23 protein-coding genes are annotated in these 16,116 nt (G+C 51.3%); all 23 read right to left on the minus strand.

Annotation, left to right across the window (positions count from 1 at the left end; genetic code table 11):
- Positions 1-10 precede the first annotated feature (10 nt).
- Positions 11-379: a 50S ribosomal protein L14 gene (rplN, locus tag G598_RS0111515; protein ID WP_026767084.1), complete on the minus strand. Its 369-nt coding sequence runs from the start codon at positions 377-379 to the stop codon at positions 11-13.
- Positions 380-408: 29 nt separating this feature from the next.
- Positions 409-666, minus strand: a complete 258-nt coding sequence (gene rpsQ / locus G598_RS0111520; RefSeq protein ID WP_026767085.1) for a 30S ribosomal protein S17 — start codon at positions 664-666, stop codon at positions 409-411.
- A gap of 36 nt (positions 667-702) precedes the next feature.
- Positions 703-897, minus strand: a complete 195-nt coding sequence (gene rpmC, locus G598_RS0111525) for a 50S ribosomal protein L29 (protein WP_014423843.1) — start codon at positions 895-897, stop codon at positions 703-705.
- Positions 887-1,330, minus strand: coding sequence for a 50S ribosomal protein L16 (gene rplP / locus G598_RS0111530; protein WP_014423842.1), 444 nt, complete (start codon positions 1,328-1,330; stop codon positions 887-889). Before rplP ends, rpmC begins: the two co-directional genes overlap by 11 nt.
- Positions 1,330-1,998, minus strand: a complete 669-nt coding sequence (rpsC, locus tag G598_RS0111535; protein WP_026760281.1) for a 30S ribosomal protein S3 — start codon at positions 1,996-1,998, stop codon at positions 1,330-1,332. The genes rplP and rpsC overlap by 1 nt, the downstream gene beginning before the upstream one ends.
- Positions 1,999-2,014: 16 nt before the next feature.
- Positions 2,015-2,350 (minus strand): 50S ribosomal protein L22, encoded by a 336-nt coding sequence (gene rplV / locus G598_RS0111540; protein ID WP_014423840.1) that lies wholly within the window; start codon positions 2,348-2,350, stop codon positions 2,015-2,017.
- Positions 2,351-2,371: 21 nt separating this feature from the next.
- Positions 2,372-2,653, minus strand: coding sequence for a 30S ribosomal protein S19 (gene rpsS, locus G598_RS0111545; RefSeq protein ID WP_014423839.1), 282 nt, complete (start codon positions 2,651-2,653; stop codon positions 2,372-2,374).
- Between the two features lie 52 nt (positions 2,654-2,705).
- Complete coding sequence (rplB, locus tag G598_RS0111550; RefSeq protein WP_014423838.1) at positions 2,706-3,533, minus strand: 50S ribosomal protein L2; 828 nt, start codon at positions 3,531-3,533, stop codon at positions 2,706-2,708.
- A 23-nt stretch (positions 3,534-3,556) separates the two neighbouring features.
- A complete protein-coding gene (gene rplW, locus G598_RS0111555) occupies positions 3,557-3,838 on the minus strand; it encodes a 50S ribosomal protein L23 (protein ID WP_026767086.1) in 282 nt (93 codons plus the stop codon).
- Complete coding sequence (gene rplD, locus G598_RS0111560; protein WP_026767087.1) at positions 3,838-4,461, minus strand: 50S ribosomal protein L4; 624 nt, start codon at positions 4,459-4,461, stop codon at positions 3,838-3,840. The genes rplW and rplD overlap by 1 nt, the downstream gene beginning before the upstream one ends.
- A 23-nt stretch (positions 4,462-4,484) precedes the next feature.
- Positions 4,485-5,129 (minus strand): 50S ribosomal protein L3, encoded by a 645-nt coding sequence (gene rplC / locus G598_RS0111565; RefSeq protein WP_026760279.1) that lies wholly within the window; start codon positions 5,127-5,129, stop codon positions 4,485-4,487.
- A gap of 18 nt (positions 5,130-5,147) precedes the next feature.
- Positions 5,148-5,459: a 30S ribosomal protein S10 gene (gene rpsJ / locus G598_RS0111570; RefSeq protein ID WP_014423834.1), complete on the minus strand. Its 312-nt coding sequence runs from the start codon at positions 5,457-5,459 to the stop codon at positions 5,148-5,150.
- 177 nt (positions 5,460-5,636) lie between these two features.
- Positions 5,637-6,824, minus strand: coding sequence for an elongation factor Tu (gene tuf, locus G598_RS0111575; protein ID WP_026767088.1), 1,188 nt, complete (start codon positions 6,822-6,824; stop codon positions 5,637-5,639).
- Between the two features lie 17 nt (positions 6,825-6,841).
- Positions 6,842-8,920 (minus strand): elongation factor G, encoded by a 2,079-nt coding sequence (gene fusA / locus G598_RS0111580; RefSeq protein ID WP_026767089.1) that lies wholly within the window; start codon positions 8,918-8,920, stop codon positions 6,842-6,844.
- 34 nt (positions 8,921-8,954) lie between these two features.
- Entirely contained in the window at positions 8,955-9,425 is a 471-nt protein-coding gene (rpsG, locus tag G598_RS0111585; protein ID WP_014423831.1) for a 30S ribosomal protein S7, read from the minus strand.
- Positions 9,426-9,466: 41 nt separating this feature from the next.
- The gene (gene rpsL, locus G598_RS0111590) at positions 9,467-9,844 is read right to left on the minus strand and encodes a 30S ribosomal protein S12 (RefSeq protein WP_014423830.1); all 378 of its coding nucleotides are present in this window, start codon (positions 9,842-9,844) and stop codon (positions 9,467-9,469) included.
- An 80-nt stretch (positions 9,845-9,924) separates the two neighbouring features.
- Positions 9,925-10,170 carry a ribosomal L7Ae/L30e/S12e/Gadd45 family protein gene (locus G598_RS0111595; RefSeq protein ID WP_026767090.1) on the minus strand — a complete coding sequence of 82 codons (246 nt, stop codon included), beginning with the start codon at positions 10,168-10,170 and terminating at the stop codon, positions 9,925-9,927.
- A gap of 388 nt (positions 10,171-10,558) precedes the next feature.
- Positions 10,559-11,830 carry a phosphoribosylamine--glycine ligase gene (gene purD, locus G598_RS0111600; protein WP_026767091.1) on the minus strand — a complete coding sequence of 424 codons (1,272 nt, stop codon included), beginning with the start codon at positions 11,828-11,830 and terminating at the stop codon, positions 10,559-10,561.
- An 11-nt stretch (positions 11,831-11,841) separates the two neighbouring features.
- Entirely contained in the window at positions 11,842-12,435 is a 594-nt protein-coding gene (locus tag G598_RS0111605) for a hypothetical protein (RefSeq protein ID WP_026767092.1), read from the minus strand.
- A 23-nt stretch (positions 12,436-12,458) separates the two neighbouring features.
- Complete coding sequence (purN, locus tag G598_RS0111610) at positions 12,459-13,067, minus strand: phosphoribosylglycinamide formyltransferase (RefSeq protein ID WP_026767093.1); 609 nt, start codon at positions 13,065-13,067, stop codon at positions 12,459-12,461.
- On the minus strand, positions 13,060-14,112 hold the full coding sequence (purM, locus tag G598_RS0111615) for a phosphoribosylformylglycinamidine cyclo-ligase (protein ID WP_026767094.1): 1,053 nt from the start codon (positions 14,110-14,112) through the stop codon (positions 13,060-13,062). Before purM ends, purN begins: the two co-directional genes overlap by 8 nt.
- A 14-nt stretch (positions 14,113-14,126) precedes the next feature.
- Complete coding sequence (purF, locus tag G598_RS0111620; protein ID WP_026767095.1) at positions 14,127-15,566, minus strand: amidophosphoribosyltransferase; 1,440 nt, start codon at positions 15,564-15,566, stop codon at positions 14,127-14,129.
- 53 nt (positions 15,567-15,619) lie between these two features.
- A complete protein-coding gene (gene purE, locus G598_RS0111625) occupies positions 15,620-16,105 on the minus strand; it encodes a 5-(carboxyamino)imidazole ribonucleotide mutase (protein WP_026767096.1) in 486 nt (161 codons plus the stop codon).
- Positions 16,106-16,116 lie beyond the last annotated feature (11 nt).

A 16,116-nucleotide genomic window follows, 5' to 3' on the forward strand; every position in this document is an offset into this window, starting at 1 on the left:
CTCCTCACAATTAAAGTACTTCAGGAGCCAGGGAAACGATCTTCATGAAGTCTTTATCGCGAAGTTCTCTAGCTACCGGTCCGAAGATACGCGTACCTTTCGGAGTCTTATCGTCTTTAATGATAACTGCGGCGTTTTCATCGAAACGGATATAGGAACCGTCTGCGCGGCGCAGGCCTTTCACGCTGCGAACGACAACTGCCTTAACGACATCGCCCTTCTTAACCGTGCCACCCGGTGCAGCGGATTTAACTGCAGCTACGATTACATCACCAATGTTGGCGTACTTGCGGTAGGAACCGCCGAGAACACGGATGCACATGATTTCTTTTGCACCAGTGTTGTCGCCAACCTGCAGGATTGTTTGCTGTTGGATCATTGTTGGACCTCCTTCTTCTTTATTTTGGCTTATTTAGCGCGTTCGATGACTTCGACAACTCTCCAACGCTTCGTCTTGGACAGCGGGCGAGTTTCCATCAGGGAAACCTTGTCGCCTACGTGAGCATCGTTCTTCTCATCGTGAGCATGGAACTTTACAGTTCTCTTAACCGGCTTCTTGTAGAGCTTGTGCTGCTCGAGCTCTTCAACTGCTACAACAACCGTTTTATCCATTTTGTCGGAGATAACCTTACCGACCTTAACTTTACGTACGTTTCTTTCGCTCATTAGGGAGCCTCCTTCCTTCTGCATATCAGTGTGCGATTAGGCCTTCAGTTCGGCTTCGCGCTGGATCGTCTTAATACGGGCGATCGTCTTCTTTACTTCTTTGATACGCATCGGGTTCTCGAGCTGGCCAGTAGCGAGCTGGAAACGGAGGTTGAACAGTTCCTCTTTGAGCGAAGTAAGTTTCTGGTTAAGCTCATCAGCGCTCATTTCACGGATTTCATTAACCTTCATTTACTTCACCGCCCTCTGCTTTTACATCTTCTTTAACAACGAACTTCGTCTTGATCGGCAGCTTGTGGCCAGCAAGACGCATAGCTTCCTGAGCAACTTCACGGGATACGCCGTCCATTTCGAACAGAACGCGGCCCGGTTTAACTACTGCTACCCAGTACTCAGGCGAACCTTTACCGGAACCCATGCGGGTTTCAGCCGGTTTTGCCGTTACCGGCTTATCCGGGAAAATCTTAATCCAAACCTGACCACCACGTTTGATGTAACGGGTCATAGCGATACGAGCAGCCTCGATCTGACGGTTCGTGATCCAAGCAGGTTCCAGAGCAACCAGACCATATTCACCATGGCTAACGGTGTTGCCGCGATGAGCTTTACCCTTCATACGGCCACGGAACTGCTTACGATATTTAACTCTCTTTGGTAATAACATTAAGCTTCGCTCCCTTCAGCTACAGCCTGACGCTGCTTTCTTTCCGGAAGAACTTCACCCTTGAAGATCCATACTTTTACGCCGATACGGCCATAAGTCGTATGTGCTTCTGCCGTACCGTAGTCGATATCAGCGCGAAGCGTGTGCAGAGGAATGCTGCCTTCACGATAAGCTTCCTTACGAGCAATTTCGGCACCGCCAAGACGGCCGCTCAGAGCAACCTTGATACCCTTGGCGCCCAGACGCATCGTACGGCCAACAGCCTGCTTCATAGCACGGCGGAAAGCAATACGGCGTTCGAGCTGCTGAGCAATGTTCTCAGCAACGAGCGTTGCATCCATATCCGGCTGCTTGATTTCAGCGATATTGATGTCAACCTTCTTTTCCGTGTACTTCTTCAAACCTTCTTTGATCTGTTCGATACCGGAACCACCGCGACCGATTACCATACCCGGTTTAGCCGTGTGAATCGTGATCTTCAGACGGTTCTTGCTACGCTCCGTCTCAACACGAGAAACACCAGCTGCCTGAAGGCTCTGCTTCAGATAATCGCGGATTTTAATATCTTCATGCAGGTTATCTGCAAAATCTTTGTCTGCATACCACTTAGCATCCCAAGTCTTGACGATGCCAAGACGAATACCATGCGGATTTACTTTCTGACCCAATCCGTTTCCCTCCTTCTTAGTTCTTCTCGTCTACGACGATGGTTACATGGGACGTGCGCTTCAAAATCTTGAAGGCCTGCCCACGGGAACGCGGATGGATGCGTTTCATCGTTGGGCCGTCATCAGCGAAAGCCGTCTTGATGACGAGCTTGTCAACGTCCATATCATAATTGTTCTCAGCGTTTGCTACTGCAGAACGCAGAACTTTTTCAACTACTACAGCGCCAGCTTTCGGCGTGAATTTCAGAATCGCAAAAGCCTCTGCGACGTTCTTGCCACGGATGAGATCCAGGACAACACGAACTTTGCGCGGAGTGATGCGAACGAACTTAGCTACTGCTTTAGATTCCACAAGGATTCTCCTTTCGCAAAATTACTTGAGTCCGGTCTTGCGCTCTTCACCAGCATGACCCTTGAAGGTACGGGTGGGAGCGAACTCACCGAGTTTGTGGCCAACCATGTCTTCCGTTACATAAACGGGAACATGCTTGCGGCCATCATGAACAGCAATCGTATGACCTACGAAGTCCGGGAAAATCGTGGAGCTTCTGGACCAGGTCTTTACAACTTTTTTATCGTTAGCTTCGTTGAGAGCCGTGATTTTCTTCATGAGGCTTTCTGCAACGAAAGGTCCCTTTTTAATCGATCTTGACAAAGTGTATCCTCCTTCCGTCAGGCGGCGTTAAGCTGCCTGCCCGATTCTATCATTATTTCGTGCGGCCTCTGACGATGAGACGATCGGAAGCTTTCTTGCGACGAGTCTTGGCACCCATAGCGCATTTGCCCCACTTGGTAACAGGGTTCTTGCGGCCAACAGGGCTGCGGCCTTCACCACCACCATGCGGATGGTCGTTCGGGTTCATAGCAGTACCGCGGTTCTCCGGACGAACGCCGAGCCAACGGTTACGGCCAGCCTTACCAATCGTAATGTTTTCATGTTCCAGGTTGCCAACTTCACCGATGGTAGCACGGCAGTTGATATGCACCTTGCGAAGTTCGCCAGACGGCATACGGAGGAGTGCGTAATCGCCTTCCTTTGCCATGAGCTGAGCGGAAGTACCAGCACTGCGAACCAGCTGGGCACCCTTGCCAATCTTCAGCTCTACGTTATGAATAGTCGTACCAACGGGGATGTTCTTCAAAGGCAGGGCATTACCAACCTTGATATCGGAATCCGGACCGGATACAACTTTATCGCCGACTTTCAGACCGTTCGGAGCGAGGATGTAACGCTTTTCACCATCAACGTAGTTGAGGAGAGCGATACGAGCGCTGCGGTTCGGGTCATATTCGATGGTAGCGACGCGAGCCGGGATACCATCCTTGTTGCGCTTGAAGTCGATTACACGATACAGACGCTTGTGGCCGCCGCCCTGATGGCGAACGGTCAGTTTGCCCTGCTGGTTGCGGCCGCCTTTTTTCACCAGGCGCTCAGTCAGGGATTTTTCAGGTTTGCTTGCCGTAATTTCGTCGAAGGAAGCGACGGTCATGAAACGGCGACCTGCAGAGTAAGGTTTAAAACTCTTTACTGCCACTTAAATTTCCTCCTTGCAAGGGTTTACGCTTCGAAAAGCTCAATGCTGTTGCCAGCAGCGAGTTTAACGATAGCTTTCTTATAATCAGCGCGCTTGCCAACGTTGCGGCCCATGCGCTTCGTTTTGCCAAGTACGTTAACCGTATTGACCTTTTCAACTTTTACGTTGAAGATTTCAGCAACTGCTTTAGCAATTTCAATCTTGTTGGCTGCTTTCGCAACAACGAAGACGTATTTGCCTTCAGCCATGAGCTGAGTCGTTCTTTCCGTAATCAGCGGACGGATCAGGATATCACGTGCTTCCATTATGCGAATACCTCCTCGATACGGGTAACGGCATCCTTCGTGATGAACAGCTTGTCATGATTCAGGATATCATGAACATTGAGGCCCATCGTGCTGATTGCCTTAACACCCGGAATATTGCGTGCAGACTTTTCTACGTTTTCTGCTTCATCAGCAGTGATGAGGAGAGCCTTCTTCTCAACGGAGAAATCACTCATCATCTTAACAACCTGCTTGGTCTTGGCAGCTTCGAATTCGAGGCTGTCGAGAACTACCAGTTCGCCATTCTTCACTTTGTCGGAAAGAGCGCACTTGATAGCCAGACGACGCTGCTTGCGGGGCATGCTGAAAGCATACTTGCGCGGATGCGGACCAAATACCGTACCGCCGCCTACCCACAGCGGGCTGCGCGTGGAACCAGCACGAGCACGGCCGGTGCCCTTCTGCTTCCAAGGCTTACGACCGCCACCGCGGACGAAGCTTCTCGTCTTCGTAGCATGCGTGCCGAGACGCTGTGCTGCGAGCTGCATAACAACGGCCTGATGGAGAAGACCTGCGTTCATCTCTACGCCGAAGATATTGTCATTGAGTTCGATATCGCCAACCTGCTTGTTGGTGATGTCATAAACTGCTACTGTAGCCATAATTTAGGTTTTCCTCCTTCCAATTAGTTTTTGCCCGGCTTAACGGTGTTCTTAATCACAACGAAGCTCTTCTTCGGGCCCGGAATAGCGCCCTTGATGAGAATCAGGTTGCGGTCTGCATCTACACGGACAACCGTGAGGCGCTGAACCGTAACACGTTCGCCACCCATACGACCCGGCAGCTTCTTGCCTTTCAGCACGCGTCCGCCAGGACCGGAAATCATCGCACCAGTGGAACCCGGTTCACGATGGGATTTGGAACCATGGCCCATGGGACCACGAGCAAAGTTGTGACGTTTGATACCGCCGGCAAAGCCTTTACCCTTGGAAGTACCAGTAACATCGACTAATTCGCCTTCGCTAAATATGTCAACGCCGATGGAATCACCGACTTTGTATTCAGAAGCATCCTGAAGACGCATTTCGCGGATAAACTTAACCGGCTTAACACCAGCTTTGTCGAAATGGCCCTTCATCGGTTTGTTTACCTTATGTTCTTTAACTTCACCGAAGCCAAGCTGAACAGCGTTGTAACCGTCGTTTTCAACCGTCTTGTTCTGGATAACGATGTTGTTGCCAGATTCTACAACAGTAACGGGGACAACCTTGCCCTCTTCCGTGAAGATCTGAGTCATGCCCAGTTTTCTACCTAAAATTGCTTTAGACATTTATTCCACCTCCTCGGATTATAATTTGATTTCGATGTCTACACCAGCCGGAAGGTCGAGACGCATCAGCGCATCTACCGTCTTGTTCGTCGGCTGCAGGATGTCGATAAGACGCTTATGAGTTCTCATTTCGAACTGCTCGCGGGAATCCTTATTGACATGCGGGGAACGCAAAATCGTGTAGATATTTTTCTCCGTCGGGAGTGGAATCGGACCGGAAACCATAGCACCAGTCTTCTTTGCAGTATCCACAATCTTTACTGCGCTCTGATCGAGGGCTTTGTGATCATAAGCCTTCAACCGGATTCTAATCTTTTGGTTCTTAGACAATTTGTTTTCCTCCTTATCGTCCGGACTCTTGGCCCAAACATTTCTCCGTAACAGTTCCCTCGGACAACGCCGAGCCATCTGCCACGTCATCGCGTTGGGGGGTACCATATTTTATCTCAACCCTTAAATAAGAGCGGCGCGAGCGCCGCTCTTATCATGGGTCAATCAAACAACTAATTAGGCTTCAACGTCCGTTACGCGGCCTGCACCAACAGTGTGGCCACCTTCACGGATAGCGAAACGCAGACCTTTTTCGATAGCGATCGGAGTGATGAGTTCAACATCCATCTCGATGTTATCGCCAGGCATAACCATTTCCGTGCCAGCCGGCAGGGTAACTACGCCCGTAACGTCAGTCGTACGGAAGTAGAACTGCGGACGATAGTTCGTGAAGAACGGAGTATGACGGCCGCCTTCTTCCTTAGTCAGAACGTAAACCTGACCTTTGAACTTCGTGTGCGGGTTGATGGAACCCGGCTTAGCCAGAACCTGACCGCGTTCGATTTCCTTACGGTCGATACCGCGGAGCAGAGCACCGATGTTATCGCCAGCAACAGCGCTGTCGAGCATCTTACGGAACATTTCGATACCAGTTACAACCGTGGATTTCGGTTCTTCCTGGAGACCTACGATTTCAACCGTGTCGTTCAGCTTCAGTTCGCCACGTTCTACACGGCCCGTAGCAACCGTACCACGACCAGTGATCGTGAATACGTCTTCGACCGGCATCAGGAACGGCTTATCCGTGTCACGGGTCGGAGTCGGGATGTATTCGTCAACAGCATCCATCAGCTCATAAATCTTAGCCTGCATGTCAGCATCGCCTTCCAGAGCCTTCAGAGCGGAACCAGCAACAACAGGGATGTCATCGCCAGGGAATTCGTAGCTGGAGAGCAGCTCGCGAACTTCCATTTCAACCAGTTCGAGCAGTTCAGGATCGTCAACCTGGTCAACCTTGTTCAGGAATACAACGATTGCAGGAACGCCTACCTGACGAGCGAGCAGGATGTGCTCACGAGTCTGGGGCATCGGGCCATCAGCAGCGGAAACTACCAGGATAGCACCATCCATCTGAGCAGCGCCAGTGATCATGTTCTTTACATAGTCAGCGTGGCCCGGGCAGTCAACGTGTGCATAGTGACGTTTTTCCGTCTCATACTCAACGTGTGCCGTGTTGATGGTGATACCGCGTTCACGCTCTTCCGGAGCCTTATCGATATCAGCGTAATCTTCGAATTTTGCCATGCCTTTTTCAGCCAGGCACTTCGTGATTGCAGCCGTCAGCGTCGTCTTGCCATGGTCAACGTGACCAATGGTACCAATGTTAACATGGGGTTTAGTTCTCTCAAACTTTTCTTTAGCCATTTGTGTTTTTTCCTCCCTTATTCGCCTTTGTTTTTAGCAATAACCTTTTCGGCTATATTCTTAGGAACTTCATCATAGTAAGCAACTTCCATGCTGTAGTTCCCTCGGCCCTGAGTTTTGGAACGGAGGTCCGTGGAGTAACCGAACATTTCGGAAAGCGGCACGAATCCGTTGATTACCTGAGCACCGTTGCGTGCTTCCATACCATCGATACGGCCACGACGGGAGTTCAGGTCGCCGATTACGTCGCCCATGTATTCTTCAGGAACAACGACTTCGACTTTAACGTACGGTTCAAGAAGAACCGGGTTGGCTTTCTCTGCACCGCTCTTGAATGCCATGGAACCGGCAACCTTGAACGCTGCTTCAGAGGAGTCAACTTCGTGGAACGAACCATCGTAAACGATAGCTTTGATGTCCACCATCGGATAACCGGCAACAACACCAGTTTCCATAGCCTGCTTTACGCCGGCTTCGATCGGGTTGATGAATTCCTTCGGAATTGCACCACCAACGACCTTATTTTCAAAGCTGAAGCCTTCACCCGGTTCCTGCGGAATGAGTTCAAGCCAGCAATGACCGTACTGACCGTGACCACCGGACTGACGTACGAACTTACCTTCGGACTTAACCGTCTTGCGAATCGTTTCACGATAAGCAACCTGCGGTTCGCCAACCTTGCAGTCCACTTTGAATTCGCGGAGCATACGGTCAACGATAATCTGGAGGTGAAGCTCACCCATGCCGGAGATGATGCACTGACCAGTTTCCTGATCGGTACGTACACGGAAGGTCGGATCTTCTTCAGCCAGTTTCTGGAGAGCTACGCCCATCTTTTCCTGGTCGTTCTTCGTAGCCGGTTCAACAGCAACGGAGATAACGGGATCCGGGAATTCCATGGATTCGAGGATGATGGGATGTGCTTCGTCGCACAGCGTGTCACCAGTCGTGGTGTCTTTCAGACCAACAGCAGCTGCGATATCACCGCTGTAAACCTTTTCGATTTCCTTACGGTTGTTAGCGTGCATCTGCAGGATACGGCCGATACGCTCTTTCTTGCCCTTCGTGGAGTTGAACACGTAGGAACCAGCATCGAGCACACCGGAGTAAACGCGGAAGAATGCCAGCTTACCAACATAGGGGTCGGTCATGATCTTGAAGGCCAGTGCCGAGAACGGCTCAGAGTCGCTGGACGGACGATGGTCTTCTTCACCGGAATCCGGGTTGATACCCTTGATAGGAGGAATATCTACCGGAGCCGGCATATAATCAACGATGGCATCGAGCAGGGGCTGAACGCCCTTGTTGCGATAGGAAGTACCGCAGGTTACCGGAACGAGTTTGCACTCTACAGTACCTTTACGGATAACTTTCTTGATATCCTCTTCCGTGATATCTTCGCCACCGAGGTATTTCTCCATAAACTCATCATCGAGTTCGGAAAGAGCTTCGAGCAGCTTTTCGCGGTACTCTTCAGCCTTTTCCTTCATGTCATCAGGAATTTCAACTTCGTCAGCAACTTTGCCGAGGTCGTCTTCATAAACGATGGCTTCGTTCTTAACGAGGTCAATGATGCCTGCGAACGTATCTTCAGCACCGATCGGCAGCTGGATAGCTACAGCGTTAGCCTGGAGGCGTTCATGCATCATGTTGATAACATTGTAGAAATCTGCGCCCGTGATGTCCATCTTGTTGACATAAGCCATACGAGGAACATTGTATTTCTCAGCCTGACGCCATACGGTTTCAGTCTGAGGCTCAACGCCGCCGCGGGCAGTCAGAACTGCTACGGTACCATCGAGCACGCGCAGGGAACGTTCTACTTCTACCGTGAAGTCCACGTGACCCGGAGTATCAATGATGTTGATACGATGGTCTTTCCAATGACAGGTCGTTGCAGCAGACGTAATCGTGATACCGCGTTCCTGTTCCTGAACCATCCAGTCCATGGTAGCAGCACCATCATGAACTTCACCGATCTTGTGGTTTACACCCGTGTAGAAGAGGATACGCTCAGTAGTAGTCGTCTTACCGGCATCGATGTGAGCCATGATACCGATATTACGAGTTTTTTCAAGGGAATACTCTCTTGCCACTTTTAATATCGCTCCTTATAAATCAGAGAAAAGATTACCAACGATAATGAGCGAATGCCTTGTTGGCCTCGGCCATCTTGTGCGTATCTTCCTTCTTCTTAATAGCTGCACCAGTGTTGTTAGCAGCATCCATGAGTTCGCCGGAGAGACGTTCATCCATGGTCTTTTCACCGCGGAGACGTGCATAGTTAACGATCCAGCGAATGCCCAGCGTCATACGGCGGTCAGGACGAACCTCAACCGGCACCTGGTAGTTAGCACCACCGACGCGGCGAGCACGAACTTCGAGAACCGGCATAACGTTCTTCAGAGCCGTCTCAAAAACTTCCAGAGGATCCTTGCCCGTTTTAGCACGGATCGTTTCGAACGCATCATATACAACGCGTTCAGCAACGCTCTTCTTACCGGAAAGCATTACTTTATTGATGAATTTCGTAACCGTTTTGCTGTGGTACACCGGATCCGGCAGTACGTCACGCTTAGGTACGGCACCTTTTCTTGGCATTGTTTTACCTCCTTATCATAGTCTTCATTTACGAAGCTGTATTATTTCTTCTTTGCGCGTTTCGCACCATACTTGGAGCGGCCCTGAGCACGATCCTGCACACCTGCAGTATCGAGAGAACCACGAATGATGTGGTAACGAACACCCGGCAGGTCCTTAACACGACCGCCACGGATCAGAACAACACTATGCTCCTGAAGATTATGACCAATGCCCGGAATATATGCAGTAACTTCGATGCTGTTCGTCAAACGAACACGAGCTACTTTACGCAGAGCCGAGTTCGGCTTTTTCGGCGTAGACGTGTAAACACGAGTGCAAACGCCACGTTTCTGCGGGCAATTCTTAAGTGCTGGTGCTTTGGACTTCTCCTGCATGCTCTTTCTGCTCTTACGAACTAACTGGTTGATAGTAGGCATACATGCACCTCCTTCCTTCATATTGAGAATTTATTATTTATTAAAACCGCAAGCAAGCTTACGATTTTTAACAAATAGACTTACCTAACCGCTGCCGCCGCTGCCGCACCAACTTCAATGCTGCAAGCTGTCCCCAGCTCTTTCATCGAACCAACGCGGCTGACGGGAACACCATGTTCCGTGCAAAGTGCTTCCAGCGGTTCAACCACCTTCGCCTCTGCATCATCAGCGATAAAAACTTCCGTTGCCGCATCGCGTTTTACCGCTTTGGCAACCTGTTTGATACCAATGACCCGCTTGGCTGTTTTCAGTGCTTCCAGTGTCATTGTTTTCACTCCCCTGTATCACTAAAATCATGCCCTCGAATCAGGCACTCCTATATATTAGCACCCACTAAAACCCCTGTCAACACTTATTTTTCAAAGTTTTTCGTGTACACGTTCCCTCGCGTGTCAAAATGCAAAAAAAATTATAAAATGCCCTGTTTTCACGATTAAACACTTGCTGTTTTCACGAAAATCGAATCAATCAAGCCGCAATTCCAGATGAAAACTGCGCAGCGGATTGGGAATATATTTTCATAGCATTTAACAGGACTGTCCAAGTGAAAAAAACTAAGCCAGCGGGCTGATGATGTATTTCCGAAACGTTTGACAAGCCTGTCTAAGTGAAGGAAATATATCATCAGCCCGCTGGCGTCTTTATATATCGATGTTAACGCTCTAATGCCCTGTGCGCAATATCTTTCCGATAGAACGCATCTTTAAACGCAATCTTCTCTACACCAGCATAAGCCTTATCCACCGCAGACCGCACATCTGCCGCCTTGGCCACCACACCGAGCACGCGCCCGCCATCGGTCACAATCTGCCCATTCTTATGCGCGGTTCCGGCATGGAACACCTGGCAGCCTGCAGCTTTGGCATCGTCAAGCCCGGTAATGGCATCGCCCTTGTTATAGGCTTTGGGGTAGCCGCCCGCTGCCATAACCACGCAGACAGCCGCTTCTTTTGCCCACTCCACCTGCTGTTCAGCCAGTGTACCATCGGCACAGGCCACCATGATATCCACCAAATCGCTGTTTAAGAGCGGCAGCACCACCTGCGTTTCCGGGTCGCCAAAGCGCGCATTGAATTCCACAACCTTCGGCCCATCTGCCGTAATCATCAGACCGGCATAGAGACAGCCTTTATAGGGCTTGCCTTCCTTTTCCATCGCCTGAATCGTGGGCAGGAGAATCTTATCGTAGGTTTCCTGCACCATTTTATCCGTCATGACCGGCGCGGGTGCATAAGTTCCCATGCCGCCAGTGTTAGGTCCTTTGTCGCCATCGTAAGCACGTTTATGGTCCTGCGAGCTGATCATGGGGCAGATAGTCCTGCCATCGGTGAAGCAGAGCAATGACGCTTCTTCGCCTTCCATAAATTCCTCAATGACGACGCGCGAGCCTGCATTGCCGAATTCTTTATCTTCCATAATATCCGCAACTGCCCGCAGTGCTTCATCTTCCGTCATAGCCACGATAACACCTTTGCCCGCAGCCAGGCCGTCAGCCTTGATGACGATTGGAGCGCCTTCTTTACGAATGTACTCCCGAGCCGCATCTGCCTCGGTGAACACTTCGTACTTAGCTGTGGGAATCCCATATTTTTTCATCAGGGATTTGGAAAATGCCTTGGAGCCTTCAATCTGTGCCGCAGCCTGCGTGGGGCCAAAAGCCTTGATACCTGCCGCCGTTACTGCATCCACGAGCCCGTTGGTCAGGGGAACTTCCGGCCCGACTACGACCAGCTCAATCGCGTGCTTTTGCGCAAAATCCACAATCGATGCATTATCCGTAATGGCAATGCCTTCCACACACATCGCCACATCAGCCATCCCCGGATTGCCCGGCAATGCATAAATCTTATCTGCCTTAGGCGACTGCGCGAGCTTCCACGCTAACGTATGCTCCCGGCCGCCGCTGCCGATTACTAAAATGTTCATGGTTTCGCCCCTTATTTTGCCAGCTGTTTTGCCAGATAATCCTGAATCATCGTGTCGTAGGCCGCCGTATGCGCAAAGGCCTCCTGCGCCAGCTCCATGCGGGTACGGTCATCTACGCCGCCATTTTCCTTAATCTGCGCAATTACTTCATCATATTTAGCCGGATTGGTCACAATGGTCACGAACTTGAAGTTCTTGGCCGAAGCGCGTACCATAGCCGGGCCGCCGATATCAATGTTTTCAATGGCTTCTGCCAGCGTTACATCCGGCTTGGCAATGGTTTCCTTGAACGGATAGAGATTTACCGCCACGAGGTCAATGCCCTTAATGCCATGCTTTTCCATCTGTGCCACATGTTCGGCATTGTCCCGCACCGCCAGGATACCGCCGTGAATATAGGGATTCAGAGTCTTTACGCGGCCATCCATGATTTCGGGGAAGCCCGTCACATCGCTGACATAGGTCACAGGAATTCCCGCTTCCTTGATGGCTTTCATCGTCCCGCCCGTGGAGATGATTTCCACACCGGCTTCGTGGAGCTGGCGGGCGAACTCAACCACGCCTTCTTTATTGGATACGCTAATCAGGGCACGCTTAATCTGCATTTATCTGTTCTCCTTTACGCGTCTTACGCTAAAATCGTCACCTTACGGCCTTCAACCTTTAATTTTCCTTCACAGTACAGGCGGATACATTCCGGATAAATCCGATGTTCCTCTTTGAGCACGCGAGCGCCCAAAGTTTCCTCCGTATCATCATCAAGCACCGGCACAACTGCCTGCATGATGATGGGGCCGGAATCCGTACCTTCGTCCACAAAATGCACCGTACAACCGCTGACTTTCACGCCATAGGCCAGTACATCCCGATGCGCATGAGCGCCAGGGAAACTAGGCAAAAGCGCCGGATGAATATTCATTATACGCCCGGCAAAATGCCCCACAAAGTACGGGGTAAGTATCCGCATAAAGCCCGCCAACACCACCAGCGTTACGCCTGCGGCTTCGAGCTTTTCAATCAGCGCTTTTTCAAAGGGCTCACGGCCGTCAAACTGCTTACGGTCAACGCAGACCGCCTCAATGCCAGCCTTTCTTGCCCGTTCCAGCGCATAGGCTTCCTTATCCGTCAGCACGATGGCAATTTCGGCAGGAACCTGCCCTGCTGCAATGGCATCAATGATGGACTGCAAATCCGTACCGCGGCCGGAACAAAGAACACCTAATTTTTCCTTAGCCAACGAACACACCGCCCTGCAATGTTACATCATGGCCACCTTTGACGACCTTGCCGATTTCATAAACCGTCTCATCAGCCGCCTGCAAATGTGCTTTGACCGCTTCCGCTTCTTCCGCAGAGACAATCAGAATCATGCCGATGCCCATGTTGAAGGTGCGGTACATTTCCGGCCAATCCACATTACCCCACTGCTGCAAGAGACGGAAGATAGTCGGCATTTCCCATTTGCTCGTGTCGATTTCCACTGCCAAATTCTCGGGCAAAGCGCGGGGGATATTCTCATAGAAGCCGCCCCCCGTGATATGCACCATGCCGTGAATATCGAAGTTTTCTATCAAGGGCAGGCAGGATTTCGGGTACAGGCGAGTCGGCGTCAGCAGTTCCTCCCCAATGGTCTTGCCCAGTTCTTCCATGTATTCATCGCCCTTGAAGCCCTTATGGTCAAAGACAATGCGGCGCACGAGGGAATAGCCGTTGGAATGTACGCCGGAAGACGGCAGACCGAGAATCACATCGCCTTCTTTTACCTTGGCGCTGGTGATGAGCTTGCTCTTTTCCACCACGCCTACGGCAAAGCCGGCAATATCGTATTCCCCTTCGGGATAAAAGCCGTTCATCTCTGCCGTTTCGCCGCCAATCAGGGCGCAGCCGGATTCCTTGCAGGCGCCTGCTACGCCGGTCACGACATCGGCCACCTGTTCCGGCAGGAGCTTGCCTACCGCCAGATAGTCGAGGAAGAACAGTGGTTCTGCCCCCTGCACCAAAATATCGTTGACGCACATGGCCACGGCATCCTGACCAATGGTATCGTGCTTATCGAGCATAAAAGCCAGTTTGAGTTTCGTACCCACACCGTCCGTACCGGATACCAGCACGGGCTCCTTGTACTTGCCGCTGTTCAGGGCAAACAAGCCGCCAAAGCCGCCTAAGTCACCGAGCACTTCCGGACGGTACGTTGCCCGCACACTGTTTTTTATGAGTTCTACCGAGCGGTTCCCCGCATCAATATCCACACCGGCATCTTTATAGGTAAGTTTTTCCGTCATTATCCTCTTGTTCCTCACTTTTTGCGCTGTTCAAACACATACTTGCTGTCGCCGGCCGGCTTTTCGCCATCGGCGATGGGATAGGCACTATTAAAGCAGGCATAGCACATATCGTCGGCATTGACTTCCGACACACAGGATTTCAGCCCTTCCAGGGAAATGAAATGCAGGGAATCCGCACCGATAAACTCGCGGATTTCCTCCACGCTCTTGGTGGCGGCAATCAATTCCTTGCGCACCGAAGTATCAATCCCATAGTAGCAGGGATAGCCAATCGGCGGGCTGCTGATGCACATATGCACCTCTTTGGCGCCAGCCTGCTTGAGCATATTAACAATCTTGCCGCTGGTCGTGCCGCGAACGATACTGTCATCGACCATGATAACGGATTTCCCCGCCACCACGGAACGGATGGCATTGAGCTTGAGCTTCACGCTGGTATCGCGCTTCTTCTGTGTCGGCTGGATAAAGGTACGGCCAATATAGCGGTTCTTAATCAACCCTTCGACAAAGGGAATCCCCGACTCATAAGCATAGCCCGTAGCTGCCGTGGTACCGGAGTCCGGCACCGAAATCACGATATCGCCCTTGAACTTTGCCTCGCGCGCAAGTACCCTGCCCATCATAAAGCGGGCATCATGGACGCTCTGGCCGTCAATCACCGAATCCGGACGGGCAAAGTAAATGTATTCAAAAATGCAGGAAGCCTTTTTCTCGTTCATTGCGAACGGATAGGACTTCACGCCGCTGTCGTCAATGACCACCATTTCCCCCGGCGCAATATCGCGGACGAACTCGGCACCGGCCACATCGAGGCCGCAGCTTTCCGAAGACAGGATATAGCTGCCTTCCTCCGTCTTACCCAGGCAAAGCGGACGGAACCCCTGCGGGTCACGGGCACCAATCAGCTTATCCTCCGTCATAATCGCCAGACAATAGGCACCGCGAATCTTCTTCAGACTCTCGATAATCTTTTCTTCCACGGTTTCTGCCCGGCTGCGGGCAATGAGGTTCACAAAGACTTCCGAATCAATGGACGTTTGAAAAATCGTGCCCTGCTCTTCCAGCTCATGACGGATTTCGGCCGCATTGGTCAGATTGCCGTTATGCGCCAGCGCAATCTTGCCGCCCGAATAATTCACCATCAACGGCTGGGTGTTGCACAAAAGACTGGAGCCGGTGGTGGAATAACGTACATGGCCGATGGCAATGCACTGATTTTCCATATGGGGCACCTGATGACGGAACACCTCATTGACCAGCCCCATGCCACGGGTCACATCCATCCAGGCGCCATCGGTAATGGCAATGCCTGCACTTTCCTGACCACGGTGCTGCAGGGCATAAAGCCCTAAGTAGGTCAGCCCCGACACATCTTCCGTGCGGGAAAACACGCCGTAAACACCGCACTCCTCTTTCCATTTCGGTTCTACATTATAGCCATTTTCATACATGGTTATATCAATCTCTCACTTTTCTACTAAAAAACAGTCCGGTGCCGCGCATCTTAAAGCTGCGCAGCAACACGGGCTGCTTTCTTTTCCACTTCTTCAACCATTTTTTCACGATATGCCGCAAGCTTTGCCGCAAGTTCAGCATTACCCACTGCAAAAATCTGCACCGCAAAAATCGCTGCATTCTTGGCACCATTGATTGCCATCGTCGCCACCGGCACACCGGAAGGCATCTGCACCGTGCTCAGGAGCGCATCCATGCCATTGAGTGCCGTCGCATTGATGGGCACACCAATAACCGGCAGCGTCGTATAGCTTGCTACTACACCTGCCAAATGCGCCGCCGCACCAGCCGCCACAATGAACACAGAGATACCCTTCTCCGGTGCCGCGAGCACAAAATCACGCACCTTGCCCGGCGTGCGATGGGCAGACGCCACCACGACTTCAGCTTCAATGCCAAAGGACTTCAAAATATCCACAGCCGGCTTCAAAATCGGCCAATCCGAATCGCTGCCCATAATGATTGCTGCTTTCATTGCGCTCTCCC

The sequence above is a fragment of the Selenomonas ruminantium subsp. ruminantium ATCC 12561 genome, from assembly GCF_000424065.1.
GTDB classification, from domain to species: Bacteria; Bacillota; Negativicutes; order Selenomonadales; family Selenomonadaceae; genus Selenomonas_A; species Selenomonas_A ruminantium.